Raw genomic sequence first — 10,205 nt, 5'->3', positions numbered from 1 at the left:
GGGCGGTGGAGCGGCTGGTGATGCGGTATCTGGCGGCTTTCGGGCCGGCGAGCGTCATGGACGTGCAGATGTGGTCGGGGTTGACGCGGTTGCGGGGCGTGGTGGAAGCGATGCCCTACCTCCGGAAATATCACGACACCGAGGGCCGCGTCCTCTATGACCTGCCGGATGCCCCGCTCGCCGCGGCGGACGCGCCGGCCCCCGTACGGTTCCTGCCCTGGTTCGACAACCTCATGGTCGCCTTCGCCGACCGCAGTCGGATGATGACCGCCGAGCAGCGCAAGGCGGTGTGCGTGGGCGCGATCATCTACCCGACGTTCCTCGTCGACGGAACTGTCGGTGGCATGTGGGACCTTAAAGGCGGCGTGCTGACGGTCGAGCCCTTCCACCCGCTGCCCGACGAGGTGATGGGGGAGCTGGCCGCCGAGGGGGCGCGCCTGATGGCCTTCGCCGGTGTCGAGGAGGGGAGCATCACCTGGCGGCCGCCCAGGAGCTCGGCGACGACCTAGCCCGGCCGGAGCCGCGTTACCTCAACCGTTAGGTAGCTTGGAAGGAGACGGTCCGCCTGGTCTCTCGCTTCTTCTGTTCCCTCAACCCCAAGGTGTCGATGCTCACAGCCGCACACTTCCCCCATCTCAGGCTTGACCGCAAGTAGGCGCCGTCCATCCAAAGCGAGCGAGGAGAGTGTTTTGTCCCAAGCAGCAGAGGTTCTCGAACTGGACGACAGCGTCGCCGACGGTGGCACGGCCGTCGGCGCCGACTCGGTGAAGACGTACCTGAAGGCGATCGGCCGGGTGCCGCTGCTTACCGCTGAGCAGGAGATCGAGCTGGCCAAGCGCATCGAGGCCGGCCTGTTCGCCCAGGAGCGGCTGGACAACGAGCCGCACCTGCCCGCAGAGCTCCGTGCCGACCTGGAGTGGATCGTCGACGACGGCGCGCGTGCCAAGCGCCGGATGCTGGAGGCCAACCTCCGCCTCGTCGTCTCCATCGCCAAGCGTTACACCGGTCGCGGCATGCTCTTCCTGGACCTGATCCAGGAGGGCAACCTGGGCCTGATCCGGACGATCGAGAAGTTCGACTACCGGCTCGGCTACAAGTTCTCCACCTACGCGACGTGGTGGATCAAGCAGGCCATCACCAGGGCCATGGCCGACCAGGCCCGCACGATCCGCATCCCCGTGCACATGGTGGAGCTGATCAACAAGGTGGCCAGGGTGCAGCGCCGCCTGCAGAGCGAGCTCGGCCGCGAGCCCACGCCGGAGGAGATCGCCAAGGAGAGCGAGCTCGAGGTGGACCGGGTGGCCGAGATCCAGGGATACGGGCGCGAGCCGATCTCCCTGCACACGCCGCTGGGAGAGGAGGGCGACAGCGAGTTCGGCGACCTCATCGAGGACACCGAGGCCGTCTCGCCCGCGGAGGCGGTGTCGTTCATCCTGCTCCAGCAGCAGCTGCACTCCCTGCTCGACCAGCTTTCCGAGCGCGAGGCAGGCGTGATCACCATGCGTTACGGCCTGGCCGACGGCAAGCCGATGACGCTCGACGAGATCGGCCGGATCTACGGCGTCACCCGCGAGCGGATCAGGCAGATCGAGGCCAAGACGATGTCCAAGCTCCGTCACCCGTCGCGTGCTCTGGCGCTGCGCGACTACCTGAGCTGACGCTCCCCTGGGCGAGGGGCTTCGGTCCGGCGGGCTGCCGCGTCGCGACGACGGTCGTGAGGCGAGCAGAAAAGGCTGCGCAAACAGAAACTCAAGACTGTCGCCACAGCCCCTTGGAGGGCGCGGAGGGTGACCTAGATTCCAGAATGTGAAACGCTCCCGCTCGAGCCTCGTCCACCAGGTGACCTACGCGGTCAAGAACCCCGACAAGATCGTCCCCCATCTGCGGCGGCTGGTCCGCGACACCTGGTTCAGGCTCCGTACGCGCGACCACGTCGCCTACTACCGCGCCGTCATGAAGTCCGACACCGCGCGCGACCCCGGCGGCGCCGTCGGCTCGCACACGCCCAGACGGTGGCTGGCGCTGGGGCGGATGCAGTTCGACTACCTGGTCGAGCACGGGTTGAAGCCGGAATGCCGCCTCCTGGAGATCGGCTGCGGCAACCTGCGTGCCGGCCATCTGTTCATCGACTACCTGCACACCGGCAACTACTACGGCATCGACATCTCGCCCGACATCCTCATGGCGGCCCAGGACACGATCGTCCAGCACGGGCTGGGGGACAAGCTGCCGTATCTGACGCCCGTACGGGACCTGCGGTTCGCCTTCCTGCCCGACGCGCATTTCGACGTGATCCACGCGCACAGCGTGTTCTCGCACTCGCCGCTGGAGGTCATCGACGAGTGCTTCGCCCACGTCGGGCGCGTGATGAAGGCGGGCGCCTGGTTCGACTTCACCTTCGACAGGACCGAGGGCCAGGAGCACCAGGTGCTCAGGGAAGACTTCTACTACCGTACCGAGACCCTCATCGCGCTGGCCGGCAAGCACGGGCTGCGGGCGACGTTCATGGAGGACTGGGAACGGCTGCCGCACAAGCAGTCGAAGATCCGCATCACCAAGCCCTCCCTGGTCTGATCGGGCGTTTTCCAGGTGGGGGCGGCCTGGTCGTCGGCGCCGCCGCCGCCCCCGTCCCGCAGCGCCGTGCGCCGGCCCGCGTGCCCGACTCCAGTCATCGCGCCGGGCGAACCGCTTCCAGGAGGGCCGGGCGGGGCGTCATTTGGTGGCGGCGCTCCAGAACTCCTCCAGCCTCGCCGCCCCCGCCGCCGGATCCTGCAGCAGCCACCAGTGGCCGAGCCCCGGCAGCTCGGCCAGCGTGGCACCGGTCCTGGCCGCGGTCGCGCGGCACAGCTCCAGCCGCACGAACGGGTCGCCGGAGGGCGCCAGGATCAGCCCGGGCGGCGCGATGCCGGTGAACGCCGGGGACCATTCCGCGGCGACGTCCACCGCCGAGCGGTAGAGCGCGAGGATGCTCTCCGCCATGACGTCGTCCATGGCGGCCGCCATCGTCAGAGCGTGCTCACGCGGCACGCCGAACCCCTCGAACGCCTCGGCCTGCCGCTCGACCGGCGCGGAGCGCTGCTGGGTGAAGAACTCCTCCCCGGCGCCGGGCGTCTGCCAGATCCTGGCCAGGTCGTGCCACTGGAAGTCGGGGTGGCCGAGGGTCGCCGCGTCGCTGGCCCAGGTGCGTACGAGCTCGGGGCGGGTGCTGACCAGGCGCACCACCAGGCCGCCGCCCCAGTCGTGCCCGACCAGGTCGATCGGGCCGCCGATGGACTCCAGCTCGCCGGCCAGCCAGCTCACGTACTCCTCCTTCGTGGAGGTGAAGCCGGCCGGCCTGGGGCCGCCGAAGCCGGGCAGCCGGAGCGCGCGCACGTCCTGGCGGTGCAGGGCCGCGCGGAGCGGGTCCCAGACGGCCGGGGTCTCCGGGACGCCGTGAACAAGGACAGCGGTCATGGTGCGCTCCTCCTCAGGGCCCCGCGCGGGCGGGCGACCGGACGTTTCCGTCTCGCCTCGACCGTACGCCGGGTGCGGCCGGCGGGCGACGGATAACGGACTGCGTGCGGGAAGTGGCGTGGCTTAATGTGTCGGACGTGAGAGATGTCCGATTGCTACCCAAAGCGCACCTGCACGTACACCTGGAGAGCACCGTACGCCCGGAGACCGTGCGCGAGCTGGGCGGGCCGCCCGCGCACGACGGGGTGTTCGCGAGCTTCAGGGAGTTCGCCGACCAGCGGGCCCGCGTACGCGATCTGCTGCGCACCCCCGAGCACTTCCGGCGGATCGCGATGGAGCTCTGCGAGGACGAGGCCGCCCAGGGCACCCGGTACGTGGAGGTCACCTTCACCGCCGCCTCTCACGGCGAGCGGCTCGGGGCGCCGGAGATGCCGCTGGAGGCGGTGCTGGACGGGCTGGCCGAGGGCGGGGCCAGGTACGGCATCGAGTGCCGGGTGCTGCTCGACCACTCCAGGCGGCGGTCCCTTGAGCGCCTCTGGCACACGTACAAGCTGGCCGCCCGCTACGACGGCGTGATCGGCTTCGGGCTGGCGGGGGACGAGAGCTACCCGCTGGCGCCGTTCGCCGAGGTGTTCGAGGCGGCCAGGGACACGGAGCTGCACCTGGTGCACCACGCGGGCGAGGCGGCCGGTGCGGCGAGCATCCGCGAGGCGCTGGACCTCGGGCGCACCGAGCGGCTCGGGCATGGCATCCGGGTGCTCGACGACGACGCGCTGGTGGCGGAGGTGCGCGAGCGCGGGATCCCGCTGGAGGTCTGCCCCACCTCCAACGTCCTGCTCGGGCTCGTGCCCTCGCTCGCCGAGCACCCGCTGCCACGGCTGCGGGCGGCGGGGCTGGCGGTCACGATCAACACGGACGGGGAGACGGCGCTGGCCGACGAGTACGTCCGGCTGCGGGAGGTCTTCGGGTACGGCGACGGCGACCTGGCCGAGCTGGCGCGGGCCTCGATCGACGCGTCGTTCGCCCCCGAAGGGCTCAAGGCGGAGCTCAGGACCGGGGTGGACGCGTGGCTCAGGACGCCTGCCGCCGGCTGAACGAGCCCCCGGCGGAGGGCCGGCCACCGGCGCCGTGACCCGGCTGACCGGGCTGGCGGCGTGCGACGGCGGCGAGGTGCCGTTCCGCGTGGTGCGCAAGGAGTTCCGGCCCGTGCGGACCGGGCGGCACGCGCCGTACGCGGACGACCCCCGGCACTGGGCCTACTGGCGGCGCGAGCCGCTGGCCTACGCGTCCGGCCTGCTGCCGTGCGGGCCGGAGCTGGCCGCGCCGCGCTGCCACGGCGTCGTGGACGACGTGGTGTATCTGGCCGACGTCACCGGCTCGCCCGAGTCGCCGGGCCTGGCGGCACGCCGGCTCGGGGCCTGGCAGGCCGGGGCCGCCGTCCCCGACGTGCCGTGGCTGGCCGGGCACCAGCTCGCCCAGCGGCTGGCGGTCAGCGAGTGGACCCCGGTGGCGGCGGATCCGCGGATCGCCGGGCTCTGGCGGCGGCAGGGCGAGCTTCTCGACGCGCTGGCACGCCTGCCGGTCGTCCTGACGCATGGCGGCTTCTCACCGGGGAACCTGCTGGCCTCGGAAGGCACGACCGTGGTGCTCGACTGGGCGACGCTAGGCGCGGGCCCCGTGGGCGCGGACCTGGCCGCGACGGCGCTCGGCACGCTGGTCAGCCCGATGGAGGACTACCTGGCCGGGGCGGCCGGGCGGTTCAGGAGGGAGGACGCCGAGCTGGGCTACCGCGCGACCGTGGCGTTGACGGGGGCGGGCCGGGTGCACTGGATGCTGTCACGCGGTATGCGACTGCCCGAGGGATACGAGGAGTTCGTCCTGTCGCAGACCCCTTGACATGAAGGGATGCTTCGTCAGCGATATTTCGCGATGAGCTCGTCGGCGACCCACCGTGCGACGCCGGCGGGATAGGGCGCCGACAGTCCGAGAACGACGTGCCGGAAGCCGGCGTCGATCGCCTCGCCGATCGCGTCCCGGGTGCTGCCGGGCTGGTCGTAGGAGACGGACAGGTGGATCGAGCGGGTGATCGAGGCGGGGTCGCGGCCGATCTCGGCGCAGTAGCGGTCCAGCAGCGCGCTGCGGCTGACGACGTCGTCGATGTCGCCGCCGGGGATGTTCCACAGGTCGGCGTGCTCCGCGACCACGCGCAGCGTCGCGGACGAGCGTCCGCCGATGAGGATCGGCGGATGGGGGCGCTGGACCGGCTTGGGGTTGCCGAACGCGCCGGTGACCTGCACATAGGTGCCCTGGAAGTCGAACGGCTCGGTCTCGGTCCATAGCCGCCGGATCACCGTGCACGCCTCGGCGAGGCTGCCCACGGCGTGGGCGGTGTCGTGGAAGGGCAGGCCGTGCGCTTCGTACTCGCGCCGGGCCAGGGGCCAGCCGGGCCGGGAGCCGACGCCGATGCCGAAGTCGAGCCGTCCGCCGGAGATGACGTCGACGGTCGTGGCGATCTTGGCCAGCATCGCGGGCGGCCGGATGCGGTTGCTGGTCACCAGCACGCCGAGCCGCAGTCGTCGGGTCTGCGCGGCGAGGGCCGAGAGGAGCGTCCAGCCTTCGTAGGCCGTTCCGTCGGGGTCGCCGAAGATGGGCATGAGGTGGTCGAACAGCCACGCGTGTTCGATCTCCGGGATCGTGTCGGCCTCGCGCCAGACCCGCAGGATGTCCTGGTAGTCGACCTGTGACGGGGCGGTCATGATCCCGAAGCTGGGCCTGGTGGTGTGCGGCATGGGGCGGGTCCTTTCGGTGTCGGTCACGCCGGCTGGGGCGCTGCCCGAGGGATAAACGGAACGCGATTCTGGTACGCGGCGGCCGCCGCTCATCGGGACCGGTGCCCGATGCCGCCACCTGCCCGCCGTCGTATATTGCGAGGGCGTGCGGCGGCGCAGTGGCGGTTTGGTCGTCGGCCGGCGCTCTGGCATCATGGATAAACGGAATCCCGTTCCGACTACGATAGGGAACATGGTTCCGTTTCGCAACTCCGGCAGGCGAAAGGAACATCGCGGTGAACGACGGCGGCGAAGGCGCAGGGCGTGCGGCCCCCCGTAAGCGGGCCGACGCACGGCGCAACGAACGGGCGCTGCTCGACGCCGCCGCGGCCGTCTTCGTGACCTCGGGCGTCGAGGCGCCGGTGCGCGACATCGCGGCCAGGGCGGGCGTCGGGGTGGCCACGATCTACCGCCACTTCCCGACCCGAGCGGATCTGATCATCGCCGTCTACCGGCATCAGGTCGAGGCCTGCGCGGAGGCCGGTCCGGCCCTGCTGGCGAGCCTGGCGAGCCCCTATGACGCGCTGGGGCGATGGATCAACCTGTTCGTCGACTTCCTGGTCACCAAGCACGGGCTCGCCGCCGTGCTCCACTCCGACGAAGCCGGCTTCGACACGCTGCACGCCTACTTCCTCGACCGGCTCGTGCCGGTGTGCGCCCAGCTGCTCGAGGCCACGGCCGCCGCCGGTGAGATCCGCCCCGACGTCCACGCCCTCGAGCTCATGCGCGGCGTCGGGAACCTCTGCATCGGCGCGGACAACGACCCCCGCTACGACGCGCGGCGGCTGGTCGAGTTCCTCATCGCGGGGCTCCGCCGGCCGCGGTAGCGGCGCTCGCTCACCGCGCGCCGCGTGCTGGAGCGGCCGGTACGCGGGATCATGACGCCGGTGGCGAAAAGGGTCGCCACGGGGCGGTGCGGCGGGTGTCAATGGGGTGGTGAAGGCTGCTTACGACGACATCGCCGATTGGTACGAGCACGAGTTCGTGCCCCAGGACACCAGAGACCGGCTGGGCATCAGGCGGGCGCTGCGTGCGCTGCTCGGCCCGGGGCGCGGGCCGTGCCTGGAGATCGGGTGCGGCACGGGCGCCTACGCGGGCCTCGTCCGGGAGCTCGGGCGAACCCCCGTGGGCGTCGACCTGTCCGCCGGGATGCTCCGCTACGCGCGCGAGCGGCTGCCGGTGGCCCGGGCTGACGCGGGGCGGCTGCCCTTCGGGGACGGGAGCCTGCCCGCGGTCGTCTCGGTCATGGTCCACACCGACATGCCCGCCTATCCGGACGTGCTGGGGGAGGTGGCCAGGGTGCTGGCGCCCGGCGGGGTGTTCGTGCACGTCGGGGTGCACCCGTGCTTCGTCGGCGGGTTCGCCGACTGGAGTGACCAGGCGGAGATCGTCATCCGGCCCGGCTACCTCGACCGGCACTGGACCAGGGCGTCATGGACGAATCAGGGGTTGCGGGACAAGGTCGGGGCGAGCCACTGGCCGCTGCACGAGCTGCTCGGCGGCTTCGTGCGGGCCGGGCTCGGGCTGGAGGGGTTCGAGGAGGGCGGGACGCCCGTGCCGCTCACGCTGGCGGTCAAGGCGAGAAAGCGGTGATCCCCCGGCCGGGCCGGATGGATCACGGACCGGTCCCCGGGCCCTGAGGTGGTCGAGGGTTCCCGGGCCGCGAGGTGGTCCAGGCCACGTGACGGCAGGTGCCGCTCTCCCCGGCCCACCACGGACGGGGAGAGCGGCACCGTGATTCAGCCGCGGGCGAGCTGGATCACCGCCGCGCCCAGCGGCTCCAGCGCGACCTCGCCGCTCACCGGACGCCCGGTGAGCAGGTCCGTCCCCTCCCCTCCGACGGGGACGGACGCGCTCAGCTCGCCGCTGTGGTTCAGCAGGAACACGTACTCGTGCGACGCGTCCCCGCGCACCGAGCACTCCACGTGGGCGGGCACGCCCTCGAAACGGCTGCCGACCCCGGCGGCCCCGACCGCCTCCAGCACCACGGAGTCGAACGCGGCCTGCTCAAGCAGCGTGGCCACGTAGACCACGCGCCCCGCGCCGTACCGGTTCTCGACCACGGCGGCCCGCCCTTCGAGCAGGCCGTCGGTGTAGGTGGCCAGCGCGGTCCCGGCCTCCAGGTGCAGGTCGTCGCGCCACCAGGTGGAGGTGGCGGTACGCCCGTCGGCGAAGCGCACGCCGAACTCCTCGTGCGGCCTGGCCGGCCAGTACTCGTCGATCTTGGCGCCGATGAGCTCGCGGAACGCCCCCGGGTAGCCGTCGGGCCGGACCCGGTTGTCGCCGTCCACCACGCCGGAGAAGAACGACATGATCACGGTCCCCCCGTCGCGGGCGAACGCGCGGATCCGCTCGGCCCCCTCGTCGTCGATCAGGTACGCGTTCGGCACGACCAGCACCTTGTACCCGTCCAGCGACGAGCTGTAGGACACGACGTCCACGGGGTAGTGGCGCTCCCACAGCGGCGTGTAGTGCCGCATCACCGTGTCGGTGTAGCTGAAGTCGCTGCGCGGGATGCCGAACGTCTCCTCCAGCCCCCACCAGCCGTTCCAGTCGAACAGCACGGCGATCTCCGCGCGCGAGGTCGTCCCGGCCACCGGCGCGAGCAGCTTCATCTCGCGCCCGAGGTCGGAGATCTCCCTGAACGTGCGCGAGTCCGGGCCCGAGTGCGGCAGCATCGCCGAGTGGAAGCGCTCCTGGCCGCCCCGGCTGGCCCGCCACTGGAAGAACATCACCGAGTCGGCCGCCCGCGAGACCGCCTGCAGCGAGCCGAGCCGCATGCGCCCGGGCTCCTTGACGATGTTGAGCTGCCACTGGCTGACCGCGCTGCTCGACTGCTCCATGAGCATCCACGGCTGCCCGCCCTTGAGCGAGCGGAACAGATCGTAGTTGAACGCCGCGGACACGTGCGAGTCGGCGTCGGCCGGGTTCGGGTAGATGTCGAGCGCGGCCGAGTCCTCCTCGCCCGCCCACTTCCAGTAGTCGGCGTGCCGGAAGAAGCGCATGAAGTTCGTCATGACCGGGATGTCGTCGCGGAAGGAGCGGACGATGTCGCGCTCGGCGACATAGCACTCCAGCAGCGCGTCGGAGCTGAAGCGCTTGAAGTCGAGCCGGCGCGAGGGGTTCATCCAGCTGCGCGGGATGTTCGGCACCTCGATCTGGTCCCAGTCGGTGTAGACCTGGCCCCAGAAACGCGTCGTCCACGCCTCGTTCAGCGCGTCGAGCGAGCCGTATTTACGCCGCAGCCAGCGCCGGAAATTGATCGAGGCGGCCTCGTTGTAGGCCACCGGGCCGTACTCGTTGCTGATGTGCCACATCGCCAGCGCCGGGTGGAAGGAATAGCGCTCGGCCAGCTTGGTGGTGATGTTCGCCGCGTACTCGCGGTAGATGGGCGAGGAGGGGTCGTACTGCAGCCGGTTGCCGAAGCCGAACGGGTGCCCGTCCTCCCTGATCGGGAACACCTCGGGGTGCAGGTGGGTGAGCCAGACGGGCGGCGCCGCGGTCGGGGTGGCCAGGTTGACGCTGATGCCGTTCTCGTGGAGGAGGTCCATGACCTCGTCCATCCAGCCGAACTCGTACTTGCCGGGCTCCGGCTCCAGCGAGGCCCACGCGAAAACGCCGAGCGAGACGGTGTTCACGCCGGCCTCGCGCATGAGCCGGACGTCCTCCCGCCAGACGGCGGGATCCCATTGCTCGGGGTTGTAGTCGCCGCCGAAGGCGAAACCGCCGACGCGGTCGCGGAAATCGTCCATGCGAGTCATTGCACTGCTCCCGTGGTAATGCCGCTGCGCCGGTGCCTCTGCAGGCTGAACAGGAGGAAGGCGAGCGGGACGGTCCCGGCGAAAGGGCCGGTGTTCACAATACGAAGGCGGTCGGGGCCGCCGAGCGAGTCGAGCTTCCCGCGCAGCCGGCGAGGGCGGGGGC

General features: G+C 71.1%; 9 protein-coding genes and 1 pseudogene. 7 read left to right on the top strand and 3 right to left on the bottom strand.

Features of this window, described 5'->3' with window-relative positions:
* The 3 genes and pseudogenes from ETD85_RS55615 to ETD85_RS55605 form a co-directional block, all read left to right on the top strand.
* Positions 1-509 (top strand): DNA glycosylase AlkZ-like family protein (locus tag ETD85_RS55615; protein ID WP_138697933.1); only part of this gene is annotated, 509 nt, incomplete at its 5' end.
* A gap of 150 nt (positions 510-659) precedes the next feature.
* Positions 660-1,658: pseudogene (locus ETD85_RS55610) on the top strand (RNA polymerase sigma factor); the annotation flags it as partial.
* Positions 1,659-1,806: 148 nt separating this feature from the next.
* On the top strand, positions 1,807-2,574 hold the full coding sequence (locus tag ETD85_RS55605) for a class I SAM-dependent methyltransferase (RefSeq protein ID WP_170247380.1): 768 nt from the start codon (positions 1,807-1,809) through the stop codon (positions 2,572-2,574).
* A gap of 138 nt (positions 2,575-2,712) precedes the next feature.
* Here the strand turns inward: ETD85_RS55605 and ETD85_RS55600 are convergent, their stop codons facing one another.
* Positions 2,713-3,453: an alpha/beta fold hydrolase gene (locus ETD85_RS55600; protein ID WP_138697931.1), complete on the bottom strand. Its 741-nt coding sequence runs from the start codon at positions 3,451-3,453 to the stop codon at positions 2,713-2,715.
* A gap of 137 nt (positions 3,454-3,590) precedes the next feature.
* Between ETD85_RS55600 and add the strand changes: the two genes are divergently transcribed.
* Both add and ETD85_RS55590 read left to right on the top strand, forming a co-directional pair.
* Positions 3,591-4,547, top strand: a complete 957-nt coding sequence (gene add, locus ETD85_RS55595; protein ID WP_138697930.1) for an adenosine deaminase — start codon at positions 3,591-3,593, stop codon at positions 4,545-4,547.
* Positions 4,548-4,581: 34 nt separating this feature from the next.
* A complete protein-coding gene (locus ETD85_RS55590) occupies positions 4,582-5,349 on the top strand; it encodes a phosphotransferase (RefSeq protein ID WP_206059500.1) in 768 nt (255 codons plus the stop codon).
* A gap of 17 nt (positions 5,350-5,366) precedes the next feature.
* Here the strand turns inward: ETD85_RS55590 and ETD85_RS55585 are convergent, their stop codons facing one another.
* Complete coding sequence (locus ETD85_RS55585; RefSeq protein WP_138697929.1) at positions 5,367-6,242, bottom strand: LLM class flavin-dependent oxidoreductase; 876 nt, start codon at positions 6,240-6,242, stop codon at positions 5,367-5,369.
* Positions 6,243-6,517: 275 nt separating this feature from the next.
* Here ETD85_RS55585 and ETD85_RS55580 point away from each other — a divergent pair, with 275 nt between their 5' ends.
* Both ETD85_RS55580 and ETD85_RS55575 read left to right on the top strand, forming a co-directional pair.
* Positions 6,518-7,108 carry a TetR/AcrR family transcriptional regulator gene (locus tag ETD85_RS55580; protein ID WP_138697928.1) on the top strand — a complete coding sequence of 197 codons (591 nt, stop codon included), beginning with the start codon at positions 6,518-6,520 and terminating at the stop codon, positions 7,106-7,108.
* A gap of 109 nt (positions 7,109-7,217) precedes the next feature.
* Entirely contained in the window at positions 7,218-7,874 is a 657-nt protein-coding gene (locus ETD85_RS55575) for a class I SAM-dependent methyltransferase (RefSeq protein ID WP_206059499.1), read from the top strand.
* A gap of 146 nt (positions 7,875-8,020) precedes the next feature.
* Here ETD85_RS55575 and ETD85_RS55570 read toward each other — a convergent pair whose 3' ends face one another.
* Complete coding sequence (locus tag ETD85_RS55570) at positions 8,021-10,033, bottom strand: beta-galactosidase (RefSeq protein ID WP_138697926.1); 2,013 nt, start codon at positions 10,031-10,033, stop codon at positions 8,021-8,023.
* Positions 10,034-10,205 lie beyond the last annotated feature (172 nt).

Origin of the sequence: Nonomuraea zeae (assembly GCF_005889725.1) — a bacterium.
GTDB lineage: Bacteria > Actinomycetota > Actinomycetes > Streptosporangiales > Streptosporangiaceae > Nonomuraea > Nonomuraea zeae.
The sequence above is the reverse complement of the archived record's forward strand: the minus strand, read 5'-3'. Positions and strand labels throughout refer to the sequence as shown.

Bases quoted from the DNA above. Each gene is read 5' to 3' on its own strand.
- ETD85_RS55570 (WP_138697926.1), bottom strand. From the start codon at position 10,033: ATGGACGATTTCCGCGACCGCGTCGGCGGTTTCGCCTTCGGCGGCGAC.
- ETD85_RS55585 (WP_138697929.1), bottom strand. From the start codon at position 6,242: ATGCCGCACACCACCAGGCCCAGCTTCGGGATCATGACCGCCCCGTCA.
- ETD85_RS55600 (WP_138697931.1), bottom strand. From the start codon at position 3,453: ATGACCGCTGTCCTTGTTCACGGCGTCCCGGAGACCCCGGCCGTCTGG.